The organism is Pseudoalteromonas sp. T1lg65, from assembly GCF_051930985.1.
GTDB lineage: Bacteria > Pseudomonadota > Gammaproteobacteria > Enterobacterales > Alteromonadaceae > Pseudoalteromonas.
In genome coordinates this window covers 859,952-881,732 of the sequence record NZ_CP196838.1, presented here as the reverse complement: position 1 = coordinate 881,732, position 21,781 = coordinate 859,952, and the positions used below count along the sequence as shown (strand labels likewise).

At 42.5% G+C, this 21,781-nt stretch carries 21 protein-coding genes; 15 read left to right on the top strand and 6 right to left on the bottom strand.

Going from position 1 to position 21,781, the window contains the following annotated elements; translation table 11 throughout:
• Positions 1-116: 116 nt before the first annotated feature.
• The gene (locus ACSLBF_RS20950) at positions 117-356 is read left to right on the top strand and encodes a DUF6289 family protein (RefSeq protein ID WP_440056577.1); all 240 of its coding nucleotides are present in this window, start codon (positions 117-119) and stop codon (positions 354-356) included.
• 396 nt (positions 357-752) lie between these two features.
• Entirely contained in the window at positions 753-986 is a 234-nt protein-coding gene (locus tag ACSLBF_RS20945; protein ID WP_440056576.1) for a hypothetical protein, read from the top strand.
• 62 nt (positions 987-1,048) lie between these two features.
• Here ACSLBF_RS20945 and ACSLBF_RS20940 read toward each other — a convergent pair whose 3' ends face one another.
• On the bottom strand, positions 1,049-1,777 hold the full coding sequence (locus tag ACSLBF_RS20940) for a substrate-binding periplasmic protein (RefSeq protein WP_440056575.1): 729 nt from the start codon (positions 1,775-1,777) through the stop codon (positions 1,049-1,051).
• Positions 1,778-2,001: 224 nt separating this feature from the next.
• Here ACSLBF_RS20940 and ACSLBF_RS20935 point away from each other — a divergent pair, with 224 nt between their 5' ends.
• From ACSLBF_RS20935 to ACSLBF_RS20910, 6 genes are all read left to right on the top strand, one after another.
• Entirely contained in the window at positions 2,002-2,670 is a 669-nt protein-coding gene (locus tag ACSLBF_RS20935; protein WP_440056574.1) for a GntR family transcriptional regulator, read from the top strand.
• Positions 2,671-2,690: 20 nt separating this feature from the next.
• On the top strand, positions 2,691-3,569 hold the full coding sequence (gene prpB, locus ACSLBF_RS20930) for a methylisocitrate lyase (protein WP_440056573.1): 879 nt from the start codon (positions 2,691-2,693) through the stop codon (positions 3,567-3,569).
• Between the two features lie 76 nt (positions 3,570-3,645).
• Positions 3,646-4,767 carry a bifunctional 2-methylcitrate synthase/citrate synthase gene (prpC, locus tag ACSLBF_RS20925; protein WP_440056572.1) on the top strand — a complete coding sequence of 374 codons (1,122 nt, stop codon included), beginning with the start codon at positions 3,646-3,648 and terminating at the stop codon, positions 4,765-4,767.
• Between the two features lie 94 nt (positions 4,768-4,861).
• Positions 4,862-7,456: a Fe/S-dependent 2-methylisocitrate dehydratase AcnD gene (gene acnD, locus ACSLBF_RS20920; RefSeq protein ID WP_440056571.1), complete on the top strand. Its 2,595-nt coding sequence runs from the start codon at positions 4,862-4,864 to the stop codon at positions 7,454-7,456.
• A 14-nt stretch (positions 7,457-7,470) separates the two neighbouring features.
• Entirely contained in the window at positions 7,471-8,640 is a 1,170-nt protein-coding gene (gene prpF / locus ACSLBF_RS20915; RefSeq protein WP_440056570.1) for a 2-methylaconitate cis-trans isomerase PrpF, read from the top strand.
• Positions 8,641-8,721: 81 nt separating this feature from the next.
• Positions 8,722-9,318: a LysE family translocator gene (locus ACSLBF_RS20910; RefSeq protein ID WP_440056569.1), complete on the top strand. Its 597-nt coding sequence runs from the start codon at positions 8,722-8,724 to the stop codon at positions 9,316-9,318.
• An 11-nt stretch (positions 9,319-9,329) separates the two neighbouring features.
• On the opposite strand, the gene ACSLBF_RS20905 is transcribed toward ACSLBF_RS20910, so the two are convergent.
• The gene (locus ACSLBF_RS20905; RefSeq protein ID WP_440056568.1) at positions 9,330-11,162 is read right to left on the bottom strand and encodes a peptide-N-glycosidase F-related protein; all 1,833 of its coding nucleotides are present in this window, start codon (positions 11,160-11,162) and stop codon (positions 9,330-9,332) included.
• Positions 11,163-11,420: 258 nt separating this feature from the next.
• On the opposite strand from ACSLBF_RS20905, the gene ACSLBF_RS20900 reads away from it, so the two are divergent.
• Complete coding sequence (locus ACSLBF_RS20900; RefSeq protein WP_440056567.1) at positions 11,421-12,362, top strand: heme-binding protein; 942 nt, start codon at positions 11,421-11,423, stop codon at positions 12,360-12,362.
• Positions 12,363-12,413: 51 nt separating this feature from the next.
• On the opposite strand, the gene ACSLBF_RS20895 is transcribed toward ACSLBF_RS20900, so the two are convergent.
• From ACSLBF_RS20895 to ACSLBF_RS20880, 4 genes are all read right to left on the bottom strand, one after another.
• Positions 12,414-12,983, bottom strand: coding sequence for a DUF6151 family protein (locus ACSLBF_RS20895; protein WP_440056565.1), 570 nt, complete (start codon positions 12,981-12,983; stop codon positions 12,414-12,416).
• Between the two features lie 45 nt (positions 12,984-13,028).
• Positions 13,029-13,826, bottom strand: coding sequence for a trypsin-like serine protease (locus ACSLBF_RS20890; RefSeq protein ID WP_440056564.1), 798 nt, complete (start codon positions 13,824-13,826; stop codon positions 13,029-13,031).
• A gap of 717 nt (positions 13,827-14,543) precedes the next feature.
• A complete protein-coding gene (locus ACSLBF_RS20885; RefSeq protein WP_440056563.1) occupies positions 14,544-15,623 on the bottom strand; it encodes a PAS domain-containing protein in 1,080 nt (359 codons plus the stop codon).
• A 141-nt stretch (positions 15,624-15,764) separates the two neighbouring features.
• On the bottom strand, positions 15,765-16,643 hold the full coding sequence (locus ACSLBF_RS20880) for a LysR family transcriptional regulator (RefSeq protein WP_440056562.1): 879 nt from the start codon (positions 16,641-16,643) through the stop codon (positions 15,765-15,767).
• A gap of 165 nt (positions 16,644-16,808) precedes the next feature.
• Between ACSLBF_RS20880 and ACSLBF_RS20875 the strand changes: the two genes are divergently transcribed.
• The 6 genes from ACSLBF_RS20875 (at position 16,809) to ACSLBF_RS20850 (ending at position 21,688) form a co-directional block, all read left to right on the top strand.
• Positions 16,809-17,981, top strand: coding sequence for an MFS transporter (locus tag ACSLBF_RS20875; RefSeq protein ID WP_440056561.1), 1,173 nt, complete (start codon positions 16,809-16,811; stop codon positions 17,979-17,981).
• Positions 17,982-18,019: 38 nt separating this feature from the next.
• Positions 18,020-18,556: a GNAT family N-acetyltransferase gene (locus ACSLBF_RS20870; protein WP_440056560.1), complete on the top strand. Its 537-nt coding sequence runs from the start codon at positions 18,020-18,022 to the stop codon at positions 18,554-18,556.
• A 228-nt stretch (positions 18,557-18,784) separates the two neighbouring features.
• Entirely contained in the window at positions 18,785-19,255 is a 471-nt protein-coding gene (locus ACSLBF_RS20865; RefSeq protein WP_440056559.1) for a GNAT family N-acetyltransferase, read from the top strand.
• A 581-nt stretch (positions 19,256-19,836) separates the two neighbouring features.
• Positions 19,837-20,055, top strand: coding sequence for a DUF7661 family protein (locus tag ACSLBF_RS20860; protein ID WP_440056558.1), 219 nt, complete (start codon positions 19,837-19,839; stop codon positions 20,053-20,055).
• A gap of 438 nt (positions 20,056-20,493) precedes the next feature.
• Complete coding sequence (locus tag ACSLBF_RS20855) at positions 20,494-21,087, top strand: Crp/Fnr family transcriptional regulator (protein WP_440056557.1); 594 nt, start codon at positions 20,494-20,496, stop codon at positions 21,085-21,087.
• Positions 21,088-21,256: 169 nt separating this feature from the next.
• On the top strand, positions 21,257-21,688 hold the full coding sequence (locus ACSLBF_RS20850; RefSeq protein ID WP_440056556.1) for a hydrogenase: 432 nt from the start codon (positions 21,257-21,259) through the stop codon (positions 21,686-21,688).
• Positions 21,689-21,781: the final 93 nt, after the last annotated feature.

Below are 21,781 nucleotides of genomic sequence, written 5' to 3'. Positions count from 1 at the left end.
CTCTCGAACTCAATATTAGTCTCTGATGACATTTAAAGAAGATACTTTGATTGGAGTTGGTTGACCAAATAATGGATGAAGATAGTCGGTAAACGCAAAATTAGGGACAATATAAGATGAAAACAAAAATTATTTTATTCGTGGTAAGCACATTAATCGGCTTGTCGGCGACAGCAGCATCTGCGTATCGTAGTGGCTCTATCATAGAGTTTATTTATTTTGATGATAACGGTATGGTTGTTGGAGAGAGAGTAATAAACCAATGTAATCGTACCGATACTAGTTGGGGACAAGTGACATCTAGAAAAATCGTTGGCAGCGAACCTTGTGACGATAGGTACCACAATTTTAACTAGTCTTAATTTCGGATAAGTCATGCTTCTCTAGCTACCGACTTTAGTGTTTACGGGGTTGAATTTACCCAGTTGTCTCTAAAACTAACTGGCTAGAGTTACTTGAAATGTAAGTGTCTTTAAAACCAATAAGGTTACCATCCCTTTATTCAATGGTTAATTAAGCCTGTCATCTTTAATCGTTCGTACATCAAACAAACATGATGGGAATGCATTGTTCTCCTATTAATAAATTTTCGTAAGTATAAGAATTTGCACTCACCAGTTAACCCGAGTGATGAATTATGAGATCAAATTCAGTAATACAGACTACGTGCCCAGCAGTAATTTGGGCTAAATGTATTGACTTGTACCTTTTATAGGTTCAATATGGCGTCGGTTTTTTCAAGGAGAATTACAATGAAACTAAAATTAATGAAGAAAAATATCAAAACCTTAAGTAATACTAATCGTCAATTAGATAATGCACAGACGCCAAATGTGGCTGGTGGATTTATTACTGGTTCTGTCGAGACTAATCAAGCCCAAATTGCATCATTTGTAAATGAATGTCACACTGCAACATGTTTAACGACGAACTCACTTGTATGTAATTCAGGACCGGTTCTATGTGACATTAGCATGAACGGCTAATCATAAACTAAATCTGCTCAAGCATAAGCAATGGTGTAGACGCTTATGCTTGTTTGATTGTGTCAGTGAGGTGCGCTTTCCAATACTTGATGATAAAAGTCGGTTTGGCTTATTTCAGTAAATGCAAGCTTAAGTTTGTTTATCACATCTATCGACGTATTATAATTTGCTGCAAGATAACCCTTTACAGACAGTTGCTTTACGTCGAATACGAATTTGAAATGGTCTTGAGGTAGGTTAAGTTCTTTGGCCATTGAGGAAAGATATCTAGGGTCGTCTAGCACAAGGTCAACCTTGTTACCTATCAACAATTCATAAGACTTTTCAATATCTGTGGTCAGCACATAATCAAAACCCAAAGCTTTTAATACGCCTTCTGCAACATCACCTCGTTGCAATGCCAGCTTATACTGTTTCGCATGCTCTAGAGTAGTAATGGTAACGTCATCTCGATAACTATTAGTGACAAAGCCTAAGTGAAATAGGGCTACTGGACCTATCCAGTGAAAGTAATTTTCACGCTCAGGCGTTCTGGCCATACTGTAAATTAGGGTGTTACTTTCCCGCATGGCAAGCTTGTATGCTCTGGCCCATGGATAAATAGTGAATTCAGTATCTATACCAGCGTGATGGGTGATCTGCTTGACCAATTCAGTGCTTGTACCTGCGACTTTATGATTTTCAACCGTTTGATTTGGTGGAGAAAGCTCCGTCACTATCTTGTAGATGGTATCTGCATCCGCAAAGCGACTAAGGCTGATGCCTACTAATAGAACGATAATTCTGAGCACGGCGACTGTTTACCTCATTTTATACAAATTAAGTATTGCTTTGATTTTACTTAAGCGCCAGTGCGTGAGTGAATAAATGTGTTATCGAGTATCTAAGATATTCATTTGATGAATACTACACATCACTAAAGATTGTCGACAATTTGCTTTTCGTTAGGTTGACGTAAACGTAAACCATCACTATATTGTCTACACTGTTTTTGGCCACGGCAAATTCCACAGATATGAGCTTTTTTAACGAACAAGCTGTTACCTCTTCTGACAAAGCCTTCTTTCGTTTGCGCAAAGAAATTGTTGAGGGCGTTATCCCCTCCGGTGCTAAACTGAGTGAGATGGAATTGTCGACAAAGTATGAGGTAAGTCGTGCTGTGGTCCGTGAAGCTATTAACCGTTTGGAGTCATGTCATTTAGTTGAACGTAAGGCTAACATCGGCGCTCGAGTAGTGACGCTAACACCGGAAGGGCTGTTAGAGCTGTATCAAGTTAGAGAAGCACTAGAAGGTATGGCTGCACGTCTTGCCGCACAACATATGTCTGACGACGACATTAATAATTTAGAATCATTACTCCATAGTCAATTTGATGAAGTAAAAAATCAACATTCCTATTATCAAGAAGCTGGTGACCTAGATTTTCACTATCGGGTTATTCTGGGTAGCAATAACACCAGCCTTATTTCTATGTTAGTCAATGGGTTATATCACTTAGTGCGGATGTATCGAGTGCAGCTGGGCATGGCTGGGCCGAGAGTAGAAACTGCTTTTGAAGAGCACAGAAATATCGTCCGAGCGATTGCCAGTCGTGATCCAGAACTGGCAGAAATGCTAATGCGCAGACATATCCAATACTCCAAAAACAACATTGCAAACAAATTAACTAATAACCAAATTTAGAACTTAGAGAGAACATCATCATGAGTGCAGGAAAAAAATTTCGTGAGGCGCTAAAAGCCAATCACCCTTTACAAATCGTCGGAACAATCAACGCTTATTCTGCAATGATGGCGAAAAAAATTGGTCATCAGGCCATTTACCTATCAGGTGGTGGTGTAGCAAATGCATCATACGGGTTACCGGATTTAGGCATGACGTCGCTAAATGACGTTATTGCTGACGTTAACCGTATTACTTCAGCGTGTGATCTACCTCTTATGGTTGACATCGATACCGGCTGGGGCGGTGCGTTTAACATAGCGAAAACCATTCGTGACATGGAAAAAGCCGGTGCAGCGGCTGTGCACATGGAAGACCAAGTTGCACAAAAACGCTGTGGTCACAGACCAAATAAAGAAATCGTGTCAACTGAGGAAATGGTGGATCGCATTAAAGCTGCGGTTGATGCGCGTACTGATCCAGACTTCTTTATCATGGCGCGTACTGACTCATTCGCACAAGAAGGTTTGGAAGCTGCTATTGAGCGTGCTAAAGCGTATGTTGCAGCAGGTGCAGACGGTATCTTTGCAGAAGCTGTACAAACGGAAGAACATTATAGAGCGTTTAGTGAGGCGTTAGACGTCCCAATTCTGGCTAACATTACCGAGTTCGGTAAAACTGAGCTTTGGAATAAACAAGAGCTAGGTGAGTGGGGAGTCGACATGGTGTTGTATCCACTTAGTGCATTTAGAGCTATGAATAAGGCTGCCGAAATGGTGTATCAGTCAATTTTAACCAATGGCGATCAAAAAGCGGTAATAGACAACATGCAAACTCGTATGGAACTCTATGATTATCTTGGATATCACGAGTACGAGCAAAAGCTAGATGCACTGTTTGCTGAAGGCAAGAATAAATAATCGATTTGCTGTGGTTAGCGCCACGGCGCACAAAATATCAATACCCAACAGGTAAAAAAATTCAGGAGAATAACTAATGGCTAAAGTACTAAGTGGCGCAGGCCTTCGTGGTCAAGTAGCAGGAAAAACAGCGCTTTCAACGGTAGGAAAATCAGGTTCTGGTTTGACCTATCGTGGTTACGATGTAAAGGATTTAGCTGACAAGTGTCAATTTGAAGAAGTTGCTCATCTAATCTTAAAAGGTCACCTACCAAATCAAACTGAGCTTGACACATACAAGGCGCAATTAAAATCAATGCGCGGCTTACCATTGGCACTTAAAGAAGTACTAGAGCGTATCCCTGCAGACGCGCACCCTATGGATGTATTGCGTACTGGTTGTTCGATGCTGGGTAACCTAGAAGGTGAGCACAGTTTTGAGCAGCAAGGTCAAGTAACAGACCGCATGTTAGCTTGTTTCCCAAGCATTATTTGTTACTGGTATCGTTTTAGCCATGATGGCGTGCGTATCGATGTAGAAACAGACGATGATTCTATTGGTGCACATTTTCTACACATGTTACACGGTAAGAAACCAAATGAATTACATGAGCGTGTAATGCATGTGTCGCTAATTTTATATGCTGAGCATGAGTTTAACGCGTCGACGTTTACTGCGCGTGTTTGTGCGTCAACGCTGTCAGATATGCATTCTTGTATCACAGGTGCGATTGGTTCACTTCGTGGTCCTCTACACGGTGGTGCAAATGAAGCGGCGATGGAAATGATCGAACGCTTTGAATCTGCTGATCATGCGGAACAAGAAATGATGGGCATGCTTGAGCGTAAAGAGAAGATCATGGGCTTTGGTCATGCGATCTACTCAGAATGTGACCCACGTAACGAGATCATCAAGCAATGGTCTGAAAAACTCGCAGCAGATGTTGGTGACACCGTACTTTATCCGGTTTCAGTGCGCTGTGAAGAAGTGATGTGGCGTGAGAAAAAGCTATTCTGTAATGCTGATTTCTTCCACGCATCAGCCTATAACTTTATGAAGATCCCAACGAAGCTGTTCACGCCTATCTTCGTAATGTCACGTCTAACTGGTTGGGCGGCACACGTAATGGAGCAGCGCGCTGATAACCGTATTATCCGTCCATCAGCGGAATATACCGGTGAAGAGTTGCGTCCAGTGCCAGCTATTACAGAGCGTTAATAAATTCGTTCTGCTGGCGCTACTACTCGCCTCTGCCTAATCTCGGCGGCCTTTCGGCCGCCTTACCACCGTCACAGATTTTTTGGAAGTTGCTATGAATACCCAATTTCGTAAACGTTTACCCGACTCTGAGCTGTATTACTATGACACGCGAGAAGCGGTAGAGCACATCAAGCCAGGTGCCTATGAGACTTTGCCTTATACCTCTAGAGTCTTGGCTGAAAACTTAGTTCGTCGTGCTGAGCCTGAAAAGCTTACTGACTATTTAACGCAAATTATTGAGCGTCGTCGTGATTTAGACTTTCCTTGGTTTCCTGCTCGTGTAGTTTGTCATGACATCCTCGGTCAAACCGCATTAGTTGACTTGGCTGGTCTACGTGATGCTATTGCTGAAAAAGGCGGCGATCCGGCAAAAGTAAACCCGGTTGTGCCAACCCAGTTAATTGTTGATCACAGTTTGGCTGTAGAGCACGCTGGCTATGAAAAAGATGCGTTCGAAAAAAACCGAGCGATTGAAGACCGACGTAATGACGACCGCTTTCACTTTATCAATTGGACTAAGACTGCGTTTAAAAATGTCGATGTTATTCCTCCAGGTAACGGCATTTTGCACCAAATCAACTTAGAGAAAATGTCTCCGGTTATCCAAGCTCGTGACGGCGTGGCGTTCCCAGACACGCTAGTGGGCACCGATAGTCACACACCACACGTTGATGCACTCGGCGTTATTGCGGTTGGGGTTGGTGGCCTTGAAGCTGAAAGCGTGATGCTTGGCCGTGCTTCTTACATGCGACTGCCGGATATCGTCGGGGTTGAAATCACAGGTAAACGTCAGTCGGGGATCACCGCAACGGATATCGTGTTAGCCATCACTGAGTTTTTGCGACAAGAGCGCGTAGTATCAAGCTACCTAGAGTTTTTTGGCGAAGGTACACAAGACCTAAACTTGGGTGACCGCGCCACTATTTCAAATATGACGCCAGAATATGGCGCGACAGCAGCGATGTTCTACATCGATGAGCAAACCATCGATTACCTTAAATTAACTGGTCGTGATGACGAACAAATCAAATTAGTTGAGCAATACGCAAAGCTAACAGGTCTTTGGGCTGATTCGTTAGATAAAGCGCAGTATGAAAGGGTGTTGACGTTTGATCTATCAACGGTGACTCGTAACATCGCAGGTCCGTCTAACCCGCATCGTCGTGTTGCCACGAGCGATTTAGCGAGCCAAGGTATTGCTAAAGACATTGCACCGACAGAAGATGGTCTAATGCCAGATGGCGCAGTGATCATTGCTGCAATCACGAGCTGTACCAACACCAGTAACCCAAGAAACGTTGTTGCAGCAGGTTTGTTGGCGCGTAACGCTAATAAGCTAGGATTAAGCCGTAAGCCTTGGGTAAAAACGTCATTTGCACCGGGGTCAAAAGCGGTTCGTTCTTACATGGAAGAAGCGAAACTATTGCCTGAGCTTGAGCAACTCGGTTTTGGTGTGGTCGCCTTTGCGTGTACGACCTGTAATGGCATGAGTGGCGCACTTGATCCAAAAATTCAGCAAGAAGTGATTGAGCGCGACCTTTATTCTACCGCTGTATTGTCAGGTAACCGTAATTTTGACGGTCGTATTCACCCGTATGCAAAACAAGCATTCTTAGCTTCGCCACCTTTGGTTGTGGCTTACGCCATTGCTGGAACGATCCGTTTCGATATTGAAAATGGCGTACTAGGTCATGATCAGCAAGGTAATCCTGTCACATTAAAAGACATTTGGCCGAGCGATGAAGAAATCGATGCGGTGATCGCCGAAAGTGTAAAACCAGAGCAGTTCCGTGCCGTTTACGAGCCGATGTTTGACTTGTCTGTTGATTACGGCGAAGACAATGATCCGCTTTATCAGTGGCGTCCAATGAGTACTTATATTCGACGCCCGCCGTACTGGGAAGGCGCGTTGGCAAGTCCACGCACGATGAAAGGGATGCGTCCGCTGGCAATTTTAGGTGACAACATTACGACAGATCACTTGTCTCCTTCGAATGCGATACTGGCAAGTAGTGCAGCAGGTGAATACCTTGCAAAAATGGGCCTGCCGGAAGAAGACTTTAATTCTTACGCAACTCACCGTGGCGATCACTTAACAGCGCAGCGTGCGACGTTTGCTAACCCTAAACTACTTAATGAAATGGTGGTTGAAAACGGGGAAGTGGTACAGGGTTCTTTGACTCGTGTAGAGCCTGAAGGCCAAGTAACTCGCATGTGGGAAGCAATCGAAACCTATATGGAGCGTAAGCAGCCTCTGATCATTGTTGCAGGCGCGGATTATGGCCAAGGATCTTCTCGTGACTGGGCTGCTAAAGGGGTTCGCCTTGCAGGGGTTGAAGTCATTGTGGCAGAAGGCTTTGAACGTATTCACCGTACCAACCTGATTGGGATGGGCGTATTGCCGCTTGAATTCAAAGCTGGCACTACGCGCAATACTATTGGGCTTGACGGTACAGAAACCTTTGATGTTGAAGGTGAGCCAGCACCAGGTGCAACGCTTACGCTTATCGTTAATCGTCACAATGGCGAGCGTTTGGAAGTACCAGTAACATGTCGACTAGATACTGCCGAAGAGGTTTCTATTTACTCGGCTGGTGGTGTATTGCAGCGTTTCGCGCAAGACTTTTTAGAAGCGTCAGGCGTTTAAGGTAGGAGCGGGGAATGTTTAAACCACAATTAAAAGTCCCCGCCACCTACATGCGTGGCGGAACCTCTAAAGGGGTGTTTTTTAAACTAGACGATTTACCGCAAGCGGCGCAAATGCCCGGTGAAGCGCGAGATAAGTTACTACTCAGAGTTATCGGCAGTCCAGATCCGTATGGTAAGCATACTGACGGAATGGGTGGTGCGACATCAAGCACCAGTAAAACGGTAATTTTGTCAAAAAGTACCCAAGCTGATCACGATGTTGACTATTTATTCGGCCAAGTGGCGATAGACAAACCCTTTATTGATTGGAGTGGCAACTGCGGCAACTTAACCGCAGCGGTTGGCGCTTTTGCTATCAGTAATGGGTTAGTCGAGGCACATAAAGTGCCCGAAAATGGCGTAGCGGTTGTCAAAATTTGGCAAGCTAATATCCAAAAAACCATTGTTGCACACGTTCCAATGTGTAACGGTGAGGTGCAGGAAACCGGTGACTTTGAGCTAGACGGAGTGACTTTCCCTGCCGCAGAAGTGGTAGTGGAGTTTATGGACCCAAGCGATGCTGATGCGGATATGTTCCCGACGGGAAACTTGGTCGATACGCTAGTCGTGCCTGAAGAAGGCGAGTTTGAAGTCACCATGATCAGTGCAGGCATTCCCACTTTGTTCTTTAGAGCCGCTGATTTAGGGTATCAAGGTACTGAATTACAAGAAGCAATCAACGGTGATGAGCAAGCATTAGCCCGATTTGAAAAGATCCGCGCTTATGGTGCGTTAAAAATGGGGCTTATTGCAGATCTTGAAGAAGCGAAAGTACGTCAACATACGCCGAAAATTGCCTTTGTTGCTGCACCACAGGCTTATACCTCTTCCAGTGGTAAAGCCATTGCGCAAGCGGATATTGACCTAAATGTTCGTGCACTCTCGATGGGTAAGCTACATCATGCCATGATGGGCACTGCGGCGGTGGCAATTGCAACAGCCGCAGCCATTCCCGGTACATTAGTAAATGAAGCTGCTGGTGGAGGTGAGTTGCATGCGGTCACGTTTGGTCATCCTTCAGGCACGCTAAAGGTAGGTGCAGAAGCGGCGCTCGATGATGGACGTTGGCAAGCCAAAAAAGCAGTGATGAGCCGCAGTGCTCGCGTATTAATGGAAGGCTTTGTGCGAGTACCTCAAGAGTAAAGCATAATTTTTCAGTTTAAATTGAACTAGGAACCTCATAGCCCTACCGCTAAGGTGGGGCTTTTTTATGGGAAAAATATCATGTTAGATGCAATTTTAGCGTTAATGTTGACCACCGCTTTACTACTTGGCTCGCCGGGCCCTGCACCATTGGCGCTGGCTGCTACTGGCGCATCTGGTGGAGTGAAAGCCGGTTTGCCTTTTTTGATTGGGATTTTGTTGGGATTACTGGTTGCGATTACGCTGGCCGCAACTGGTGTGGCAGGATTTTTGGTTGAACAACCAAAATTGAGTGAGATACTGAAATGGCTAGCCGCAGCGTACTTGTTGTATGTGGCCTACAAAATAGCAAGTAATCGTTCAAGCCTGTCAGCGCAATCAACGTCATTACCCAGCTTTAAAGATGGCTTTATTCTTAATTTACTTAACCCTAAAGCCTATGCGGCTTGTATTGCTATTTTTTCCAGTGTCACTATACCTGCTAGCTCGACACTCATCTCTGCGAGTATTGCCGCCGTAGTTTGTTTTGCAGTTGCCGTTTTTGTGGATTCGCTTTGGCTAGTATTTGGTGCGGTGATCCACCGCTTCCTAGAAGATGACAAAAAGTTGCTTTTGGTGCGTTGGGGCTTTGCGGCAAGTCTGGTGCTGTTGGTATTAGCCGCGCTAATACGCGGCTAATAGAGGTTAACTTAGTGCGGTAGGGCGCTGCCATCACAATAACTAACGGCTTGCCATGCATCATATTCCCCTGACTTATCCGGCTCAAAGTTATAGCTCCAATGGCGAGCTTGATAGATGATACCTTTATAGCTTACGTTGGCATCGCCTTGTCGGTAGGACTTGTTCCGTTGCCAAGCACTCGCCGCACAGCCACCAAACTCGTAACCTAGAGTGAGTGGGATCGATAATTGACGGCCGAAGTCAGCTTGCAATGAGTGACTTTTTTGCTGCTCATTCTGTTCATAAATAAGTTTTAATTCACCTTTGCCTTTTGCGGCATTGAAAAATGGAAACGCCAGTCCGTCTTGGGCGCTGTCAGAAACGCGTAATTCATAACAACCCACAGGCTGGTCAAGAATGAGTTCGTGCCATTGAGTTGGTGCAAAATCTTGCCAAGTTTTTACCACATTTTGTTTTGCATCTAAAAGTTCGATTTTGGTTTCTTCAGGAATTTTTCCTGTGAGTACTTTGAGGATTGGGTTGTCAAAAACGGCGAGTGGTTTTTTGAATTTTGCCTGTAGGGTGTTATTACTTGCTACCTCATCACCTGGCGTAGTTACAGCTACATTAAGCTTAGCTGTGCTACTATCAAATTCTCCTAAGTACGCTGTTGGAATACGTATTTTTCTATTTTCATTAGGTGAAAGGTCGCCTCGCCACGTAAAATTATGCTGCTGATTGCCATCAATTCCATAGGTAAAATCGAGATGTTGTAGAGCAGTCGAACCAGTATTTTTCACCTCGACTTCAATAGCACCACATTGCACACCAAATCTATCTGGTGTATCGGCATTAGGAGACAGTATTAGGGATAACGCGATATCCGTATTAGTTGGTTTGTTTGCATAGGTCACTAGTACGGCATTGACGATATATCTCGGTGCTGTATTACCATATTGGGAAGGCTGCCAGCTATAGCGTTGCCAGTCGAGATCTAGGCTATTGTCAGTTTGTGTTGTTTTTATCTCATAACTAAATGGTTCGACTTTTTCGCCAGGGCACCAGTTAGAGCGCGCAAAAATGTAGGTTCCACCCTGCGGGAAGGTGGCACTTTGATCGCAGTCGTCACGCCATAGTTGTTGCTTGACGAGTGGTTGGTCGTTATGGGTAAAAGTGAAGAAACGATCGCACCACTCACCGCATAGCTCTGGCTCATTGTTTTCGTTGTCAAATGACAGTGCATGACCGTGAGATGAAACAATCATTTTGATTTCTGCATGTTGCTCCCGAGCGGAAAACGAGAAGGATTTGGCAGGTAGCTGGGATGCAAATTGATCCGCTGTTTTATAGGCCCAGCCCTCGGAGCCTGATTCGTATAATGGGATCACTCTAAGCACTTCTTGTGAATTAAAATCAGGCTGAGAAACTAACCTAGCACTTATTCCAAAGGCACTTTGTTTGGCACTCCATCCACCGTAATGTACGTTAAATGTGCCTTCGCCCTGAAGAATAGGGATCAGATGAGAAACATCAAAAACATAAGTACGTCTCCAATCGCGACTAAAGCCGTGCATATTACGCTGCATATATCCTGCATAAGGTGTTATCAATCTGCCGAGTTCATAACTTACACCATCTTTTTGCCATTCAAAACGGACTGTGTAGTCCCAGTCACTACAACCTTGCTCAGCACAGCCAAGCTCGACTTCGAGTAAATGCTGTCCATGGTTAGATTGGGACTCTAGTCTCACGGGGAATTGATGATCGCCGTGGTGATCAAATGAGGTATACGGGGCGAGTATTTGTGGTTTAGCAAGTACCGAGGTACTTAAAAGGGTAATGAATATTAGCCAGTGTTTCATGGTCTATCCTTGTTTACATTAAATTTACACTGTGCCATAAAGTTCCTGCTTCGAATACAGTGTTTGTTCTCAATTGACTTGAAGAATTTTAACGTTATATGCGGTTAAACCGCTAATATGATGAATTTATTCAGAACTATGGAAATATGGAATAAGCACAATCGAATTGTAAATTTTTAGTTATAGCGAAGGTGGTGTATTTGGACTACATATTACTTGCTAATCGTAGCATTAGACTCTGAAAAAGTAGGAGGGAATATGTCTAATTCAGGTCAAGTTGAACAACACATCTCTAAACGTGTACTCGAGTCCACAACCACTAGCGAACCGTCACTAGGTCCACTTAGCCATTTGCCCGGCGTGTGGAAAAACACAGGGCAATTTCAAGGCCATGGTTGGAACATGATCGCTTTGCCTTTTCCAACAGGTAGTCATGACTATCGTCTGCTCAACAATCAATATAACGAAACATTGACTTTTCAACTGGTTGACAAAAACGTGCCAAATCGGGGTATGAATGGTGATCAGGAAGTATTTACTATCGATTATGTACAAGCAATAGATCAAATCGCAGCCGACGATGCGCCGAGATCTGGGCTTGCTGGTGGTGATGGTTTAGCCATTCACCATGAGCCCGGCCTGTGGTTGCACATGAAAGACCATATTACAGGGGATTTAGATATTGCTCGCCTTTCTAGCATTCCTCATGGCGATGCATTAATGGCACTGGGTAAAAGCCAACAGAGCAAAACGGGCTTTGATATTCCTAATATCAGTGGTTTACCAATTGGTGTGGATCAGGACTTACACAACCCATATTTGCAACCGTATTTACATTTTCATGAACAGCCTTTCAAAGATCTTTTTGACCCAACACAACCTAATGAACTGCTGGATCAAGCGATTTTACCTTTTTTCCAGCAGAAAAAAGTCGCCAATGTTACTCAACTAAAGGTTGATTCATCGTTAGCGAGCGGTGGGGTAAACAATATTCCATTTATCACCAAACAAGCCAACGCGACGGAAGTTAGCGCTATTTTTTGGATTTACGAGCTAACAGAAAAGCTACCAAACGGCGAACCCAGAATGTTGCTGCAATACACGCAGACGGTAATGCTGGAGTTCTTTGAGCGAAAAGATGGTCAAGGATTAATAAAATGGCCACACGTTAGTATTAATACACTAGAAAAACAGCCTTAACTTTATATCCCTTGCCAGTTAAAAATCTGGCAGGGGATAGTTCTTCTAAAATCAGTTAAGCATTTTAGGCTTACAAACTGGTTTGCCATCTTTTTCATATAAGCAGCTGGGGCTGTTTTTTCCTTGTAACTTCCATTTTGCAAACTTTAATAACGTTTTAAACAGTATGTAGCCCTGTTTGTGCGGCCCTCTAAGTTCAATAGGGATAGGGGAGGTTGCTTCTTTTTCATGAACGGCCCCTTGCATAACTCCAGCTTTTGCATCTAAGCCTGGGTCTTGAATAAAGCTATGGATAACACCAATAAACGGCCAGTTTGCCGAGACCGTGTTGCCAATAGGAGTGCTACAGCAATTAGCGTACCAACGGTGCATACCCTTGTTTGATAGCTTTAGACAAGCGAGGTGCTCCTTGCCTGAATCTAAATGAAAGTGAGACAAAGGCACCTGAACGATTTGCGTGCCGCCAGCTACATCTAACACAGTAGATTGTTGCTGTAATTCAATCGCAAACTGGCGACAGTCGCTGCAGTAACAAGTTAGGTTGTTTGCATTATTTGGCGTGATGTTTTCGATATGTCCAGTAACTTGGTTACATTGGCATGATAAATTGAGTTTGTTCATCAGTATCTCCCTATCTACACCTAACAGAGTCGAGTCTAGCTATAACTATTTGTGTTTTGCCAAAGTTGTATTTATCCAGTCAATGTAACTAGAAATTCGTACTTGGTAAGATTTACCACCATAGAGACCATGTTTAAATGACTTAAGATCTCCTTCCACATAATCCCAACTAAACATTCCGGCGAGGTATTGTTTACCATTTTTCGTAATAACCAATGGACCGCCACTATCTCCCGAGCCATCTATCCCTTCTAGTGCGGTAGCATTTTTACCTTGATCTAATGAGATTGAAATCCAGTTGCCATCAACAAGATCTATTTTATTGGTCATGGTCCTGAGTATTTTTGCGCGTTTTGTCTCATAGATAGAACCATCCACGCCATTGCCTGTAGAACCTCTGCCAAATGCAGTAATAAATTGGCCAACTTCATCTTTTTGTGTGTAAAGTGCCAGTGGTTTCACATGAGTAACCGGTGTCGTGAGTTTAATAAGCGCAATATCACTGGTGGTTTTCATAAAATCCATAAGAGGCTTAGCATCGCCAGAATAAAGTGAACTGTCAGCTTGTTTTGCATTTGGATGAATAAAGACACTTTCGATAGTAAAAGTTTTACCTTGAATTTGTATGTCTCGACCTTGATAGTCACCGAAAATCAAATGAGCAACAGTAACTATCCATTGCTCGTCAAACAAAACACCATGACCTTCTCCGGGCATGTTAATTAGATATTCCGGTGCTTGCTTTGCAATGTAACTTTCTTTTGGTACATCGTGACGAGTGACAATGGCTAAACTACTAAAACTAAAACTGGCAAGTAAACACATTAAAAGAACTTTATACATACATATCCTTTGACTACTAACAACGACAACTAACCGTAACAACGTTTAAATTGTGAACAGTTAAATTTGCTGGTCGCATTATTGCAGATAAAGTACATCTAATCGACAATGCGAGCATACTGATTTATGTAATAAATTGTGTATTTTTAGTGCTTGTCTACAGGCATTAAAGTAATTGTCGGTACGGGTAAGAACTGAGTAATATTCCTAGCTCTCAGTATTGTTTATCTTGGTCTAGGCTTCTTTCGTATACTTTTGCGTGGTCGACAAAAGTAATTAAGCACTCGTATTCTTTTAGGCTATTTGAGACTTTAGTAAGACGGTTTGCCATTGCTACTTTCGAGTAACTGGCGAGAGTATGGGCTTAGTTTTGTAAACCCCGTTTACAGCTAAAAATCCCTGTTCGTGAAGAGTATGGTGATCATTTTTTGCTAAAACTTTGGCTCTAGCGTTAGCCTGGTGATTTACTATTGTCGACCTATTAACAGCTGCTATTAGCATAAGCAGAGGTTATGATTGCTAAAATGAATCGTATTAATTTCATGATATCCCTTCTATCAAGATAAGATTGCTCTTATCTTGATAGAAGGGATATAGCTCAATCCAGACTGCCTTTACCACCGCCACGATTCAGTGAGCTAGTGATTATTTTACATCCTCATTCTGGGTTGCTACCTGCAGATTCTGGAAGTTCCTGCTCCCATAAATCACGCAGTTTTAATTAACGTTTATAAACGACATCAGCTGGTTGCCAGCAGTGATGGTGTTCTTTTCGCCTTCATAAATATCTTGTGCACGCTTGGTGACAAAAACATCGTTAATCCAGGAGAATAGATCATTATTAAACATAACTAATAACTCGGCCGGAAAACTATCATCACCACTTTGTGCTTTGAGTGTTTCAGCAACTTCATCAATTAACAGCGCACCGTCATTAAATTCCACACAAAAAAACAAGCCGTTTGCGACTTCTTTGTAATACTTAGCGACGTTTTGGCAGCGTTGGTGGGTAATTCCATTACTTTCGATGAGGTAAATTTCGGCTTCCAACTCTTGTAAAACGTCTCTTATGCCGGCTAAGTCTTCTTCAAAGATAGGATTTTCGCTCCAATAGTGCTCAGCAGAGAGCGGCGCTTTGTCCGTTCGCGCACCTAATGCACCTTTTTCACCGGGCGAAAAATCAAAAAAGGCCTCTTCGAATAGTTCACAATTTGTTTGCGATCTGAAATTGGCATTATAGAGTTTGGCATTTTTCTTTAATTCTTCGATCACTTTGGGATTTGTTCTGCGAGATTCTTTATTCGACTTATCGAGTAAATGCTCTTTAAATATTTCGTTAGAATATTTGACTTGTTCTACCAACGCTAGCATGTTTGTAAGGTCTTTTTGCATTGAAATGTAATGAGTTGGCTTACCTTCACTATCAAGGATTGCTGAGATGTTCCATTCCACAGGATACATACTACCGTCTTTGCGATAATTAATAGAAGAACCGTAAAAGTAGCCGCGCTCCTGAAGCGCTTTGCTTAACTTAGCTAATACGCGTTGATTACTTTGTGGTCCTTGAAATATCGACGGGGATTGGCCAACCAGCTCCGCCAAATCGTAACCGGTGTGGTAACAAAACACTTTGTTGGCGTAAACGATGCGATAGCCGTTTGCTCGGTCAGCGTCGGTGATAACTATAGCATGGTGTGAATTCGCGAGGATTTGCTTTAATAGTTCAAGCGCAGAGCAGCTATTTAGAAGCTGACTGAAAAACATCGCTTCTTCCATACCAATGGTGTTTCTGTTCATGTTTATCACCCCAAAAGTCGTCGGTTAGAGAGTTTAAAGCATCACTAAATATTCAACGTTTAAGCTTAGATTAAAGATCAGCTATTTGGTTTGTTTTTATGCCAAAATTAAGAGAGTTTTTGGCAACTGAACATTGGTTAACTAAGCCAACTGAGCCCTGAGGTGATCAATAAAGAGTTGGGTTTTAAACGGGGTAAAACTGGCTTTTGGATAGTAGGCCCAAAGTTGCTTGGCTTCTGACTTGACTTCTGGCAGCACCAGGGTGAGCAATCCGCTTTCTAGCTCATGCTTTATGTATTCGGGTGAGATAAACATCAACCCCATGCCTTGAATGGCTGCGGTAAGGATCGCGTCTAGGTGATCAGAAACAAAGTTGTAATTATTGAAGTGAAACACTTCCCCTGAATCTAACACGATGCCGCCGATCTTGTGATAATAGTTACTTAATAACATTCGGTGTTGTTTTAGGTCTTCTAGGCTATTAATTTTGGCGTGGCGGGACAAGTATTCAGGTGCGCCAAACAGTTGCATTTGATAGTCAATCAAGCGAGTGCCTTTGTGTGCCGTAGAGTCAAAGCCTTCGTAATAGCGGGTGATGACTAAGTCGTGCTGAAGGTCAGGGTGCGCACCGGGTGCAATTACGTTGAGGTGAATTTTAAGTTTTGGGTACTTGGCTAGGAACGACTCGATATTTGGCATCAAGATAGTACTACCCACAGCCAGTGTAGCCGCGATTTTTAAACTGCCCTCAGGTTCATTGGCAGCCTTTTGCGCTTGTTCTTTCATTTCGGCAAACTGTGTTACCCATTCCAGAGCTTTGGGTAAAAATAATTGACCATCTTCGGTCAGGTTTACTTGTCGAGTGGTACGAATAAACAAGCTCATCCCCAGTTCTTTTTCCAGCCAGTCAATTCGTTTGCTGATAGCTGAGGCGGAAACTGCATGTTGCTCCGCTGCTTTTGTGAAACTTCCAGTTTCTACAACATGACAAAAACTACTTACGGCTGTTAACCAGTCCATTATTAATTCCCCATAGGAAAAGGTGTTTTTATTATTACCTTGTTTTTAGGAAATTAAAACCACTATAGAATAGTGTTAAATCAAACTGTGAAGCTTTTTTAAAGCTGAACATGTTTGTCACTTTCCGCTGTTACCGCTTTCTCTATTGAAAATTTGGAGTGTCTCGTGTCGTTAGTTGTAATACTCGCTATGTTATTAATGTCTTGTTCTCAGCTAGCCAGCCAGATTTATATTCCGGTGCTGCCAGAGATCACAGAGTCTTTGGCCTTGTCTCCAGGTTTAAGTCAAGCCGCGGTTGTTAGCTATTTCACCACTTTGGGTGCATCGCAACTGCTAGTTGGACCGCTGCGCGATAAATTTGGTGATCGGCCATTGTTTATGTGGGGACAGGGGGTTTTATTGGTCGGCACCGTATGTTGTTCAATAGCGCAAAATGCAGAGCTGTTTTTTATTGGTAGAGTGTTACAAGGGGTGGGAGCTGCTTCACCTGTATTAATTGGTCGAACAATCTTGGCTGCTAATTTATCTGGAGCGCGTTTAAAAAGTGCCATGGCGACGTTAGCCATGTCTTTGAGTATTACGGCGATTATTACACCTGTTACGGCGGGCGCGTTGTCTATTTACCTTGGTTGGCAGGGGATGTCTGCATTGGCAGCAGTGTACTTTTTTGCTGTTACCATACTTGGATGGATGGTTATTCCAAAACGCCACAAAACAACCTCGATAATTCGACCTGCCAACTTGATTTCTCATTACTATCAACTAGTTATAGATAAATCATTTATTTCTTTGGCTAGTTTAAAATGGCTACCCACATTTTTGTATTTAACCATACAGTTATACTTGCCATTCCATCTAGCTGACAAATTTGGCTTTTCTGCATCTCAAATTGGTCAAGCGATGATGTACTCCATGTGTGGTTTATTGGTCGGTGCAACATTAGCCAAGGTGCTACAAAAACGACACTGTTACCTCAAGATTGTTCTTTGGTTATGGCCATTTTTGCTATTGAGTACGGGGTTGTTGTTAGTCGCAGGTGATAGCGCGGTTGCGATTTTAATTGCTTATGCAGCAATTATGCTGGTATTTGGTGCTTACTTTCCCAGTTATATGCATTTGATAGGTGTGTTATATCCTGAACAACCGGGTACAACGAATGCATTGGTTGGTGCAATCGAGTTGCTCTGCTTTTCGTGCCTTGCATGGTGGGTTAATCAATGGCTGTTAAGCGATAGTGTGTCTTTGGCCTGGTTAGTACTTGGATGCGCGGTTTTGTTATTAGTGACTTGGAGGCATCTGTCTATAGCGATGCCGAATATGCAATTAGAAAGAGGTTAAGTATGGAGTTTTGCACACAAAGGCTAGTGATTCGGCGCATGAAACCAAGCGATCTAGAGGCTGTGTATTTACACCGAAGGGATCACGTTACGGCGAAATACATCGGTGCACCGGCAACCATGGAGTCAGCAAAAGCCAGATTAGATATGGCATGTCGTGTATGGGCTGGCTTACCACAAGAGCGGTTAATTCTAGCGATTGAGCGGCGTTGTGACAGGCAGCTCATTGGCGAGCTGGTGTTTAAGTATCTTGACGAAACCAAACAACGCGGCGAAATCGGTTTTCGCTTGGCTCGCGCAGCCATTGGTCAAGGGTTTGGGTATGAAGCTGCGCAGCAATTTATCACTGAGCTATTCTCGCAATTTCCAGTAAAGCTTATTTGTGCAATCTGCGCGGTTGAAAATCACCAATCAAAGGCATTGATGGAAAAGTTAAGGATGGAATTCAAAGAAGTTCGTAAACAGTGCTTAGAACTTGAGACAGGTTGGCACGATGGTTTGGTTTATGAAATATCAAAGGACGAGTTTTCAAAGCGGCAAAACAATTTGACGTTAAATCCGCAGGTGACTGCTTGATTCTTTGCTCCTTGTTGTTCGTCACAATAAGCGACTTCAACGAACTCTTTATGAGTATCTAAGCTAATGAAAAGTATGTTATGTTTGTTCATGGTAGCCTCAGCTGTTTAGTTACTTTACAAACTAATTATGGCTCTGGCTTTTGGCTAACTCACGAAGATGCGGAGACTAGCACCGTGCGGAAGCCATTATGTCTATATACAATCTGGTCTAGCGAGTGAAAATTATATGGATCATGCAATAGTAATAAGAAAAGCAAATGAAAACGATCATGCATTCATTTTTGAGCTTTCACCTCGTCTAGCTGAGGTCGCGCAACTAGATTGGCATACTGACGATGCAGTTCAAGAAATGCAGGATAACTATATTTCTGAAATGCTTGCCCAAACATCAACACCAAATACAACACTGATTGCCGAGTCGGAGAATACCCCTCTAGGTTTTATTCATGTTCGTACAGGCAAAGATGGTATTACGGGTGAAAATTGTGGCACTGTTCCTCTTTTGGCTGTATTACCGAAAGCTCAAGGACTTGGTGTAGGTAGGGCTTTAATGGCCGCAGCTGAAGGTTGGGCTAAAAAACTGGGCTGCCGCTTGTTGCACCTTGAAGTATTTGCAAGCAATTCAAAGGCAAATAGTTTTTATCAGAATCTTGGTTTTAAACCTGAGATGTTGCATATGGTCAAAACCATAGAGTAACTTGCATATCAGGAAAATTAAAAAATTTACAGGATAGCCACTCAAATTTGTCAGAGTGTACAACCACTCATGACCTTTGGACGCCAATAAAATTAACTCTTTATTTGTGCATGGATAAGAGGTTGTGGATAATTTCCTTTATCCAAAATTCGTGCTGATCATGCTGTAATTTACTGAGACGGAGACCGAACATTTTGCATCGGATTATACAACTTGCAAATTAGCTGTTAAATTGTCAATTGACACTATCAATTTTGGATGGAGTTTATGATGAAAATATGCAACAAAAAATGCATTGCAATTAGTCTTTTGTGGGCAGCTGCGATTTTGTCGGCAGCCATTTTGGGTGCACCACAATTTTTAACATTGGTGTTATTACCTGTCTTAGGGTTCATGTCAGTAGCCATTTTTAAGAAAACCACTCGTTCTTAAATTAACCAGTTACACGATCCGTAACTGTTTAAAAGTAGAACAAATAACGCGTTAATTGTGGTTGGAATCTCTTACGCTTGGCGTGCGCTCATTATTCGCGTTTCTAGCTAAGCACTTATGCGTCCATACTGCGCCTAGGAGGATTAAATGTGATTATCAAGTTTGACGTTTTTGGTAAACAAATGTCTGTGATAAAAAAAGAACAGCAATGGCAGCTATTTAATGAATCGTACACCGGTATTCGCTCAAGAGTATATGACGTAATAATTCCTCCTGATATAAACGAAAATGAATTAAAAAGATTTTTAGATGACATTTACCACGAGTATTCATCTGAAAAGCATTCTAAAGTGAAAAGGCTAAAATAGCTAAATAGCCACATAACAAGCGATTGCAGTAAGGAACCTTTAATAATTGGCTTACCTCACTGCGTTCGTTTTATTATTCAACTATAAGCAGACCCTGAATGGGGCGATGGAACGCATTGAAGGAGTGGTGGAATTGAAGCGCAGTGCTGCGTTAAAGTTTTATTTGGCTTTGTTTGTGGTATGCATCATCGCTTATCAACGGAAACTGACTACGATTGATAACTTTTTTATCAATCCCTTGTATATTGGCTCAATGTTGCTTGGCATTTTATTGGTGTTTAAGTCATTAGGCTACTCTTGTAAAAAATGCCTCAAAAATCAAATAATATTGGGATGTTACAAATATCGTTTACCCACAGCAAAGTGTTATAAATGTGGGTATGACATCGATAACAATCATCCATAACCGTGCGTTAAAAAAACAATAAATGCAGTTCTATGAAATATTTTAGAAAAGTGATTGAGCAGCATATTCCTATCAATGATGACGAGTGGGCCTCTGCATGCGGAATATTTAACCTCAAGCATGTCAAAAAAGGAACGACAGTTCATCATGCAGGTGAAGTGTTTAGTGAGATCTGGTTTATTAAAAGTGGCTTAGCCAGATCATATTTTAGTGATATGAATGGTAAAGAACATACTTGGCAGCTCTATTTTCGTGGAAAAAGTAAACATGGACTAAACCACTTTATGGACGATAGTGTCAGCTTTTATGAAAAAACAGGGTCAATGCTTAACTTTGAGATTCTTGAAGATTCGGCCTTTTATGTGGTGTCTCTGACAGAGCTTGATAAGTTTATATCACAAGAAAAAAAATGGGAGATCTTAGCGAGGATATGGATACATAACACCTATTATTCTGCAACATACAAACGCGTTCTTTCTCTTATGTCAGAAACCGCAGCCCAAAGATATGAGCGTTTACTTGACGAATACCCCTCTATATTTAAGCAAGTTAAGTCATATCATATAGCCTCTTATCTTGGCATCGCTCCACAGACATTGAGTAAATTAAAAAATGAATCTAGGTGAATGAATTTTAGTATTCCGTTGTTTACCATGTGTTTTTTCGATGGAAATAAACAATGAATATGTTACAAAAATTTAAAAGCCAATATGAGCAAAGTTCCCCGCCTTTCGTCGGTAACGTAGATGGAAACAGCGCCACTGAGTGCCTTGCTATGCATGCATGGAGAACATCATGATAGAACTTACTCAGATAGGTAGACAACTCATCTTTATTGGCATTGTCTTTTTCCTTGTTGGTCTAATACAAGGTGCGTTGATACCAGCTGTAAAAAATTCTCGGATGGCTCTTTCTGGTCACTTAACCGCTGTTCAGTGCGGAATGGCTTTGGCCATCTTTGGTGTTATCTGGTCGCTGGTTGCGTTGCCTTTATCTTTAGAAATCTTTGTGGCTTATGGCTGTGCATTGGGATTTATACTTATTTGGTTGGGAATAACGATTGCGTCTGTAACAGGTGCAAGTCAAGCGCTTCCAATCGCTGGTGACGGATTTTCAGCAACCGTTACTACTGAATCTATGGTTAAGGTTATGGTACGAATTGGGTCACTGCTATCACTAATCGCTTGTATTTTGATAGCTTTTTCATTACTACCAATACTTCGTTAGTCATAATAGATACGTACCGAAGTCGTCTAAACGGCCCATTTTGACTCGCTTTTTGGAATTAGCAAAAACGTCGGTTTAGCCCAGAAAGAAAGT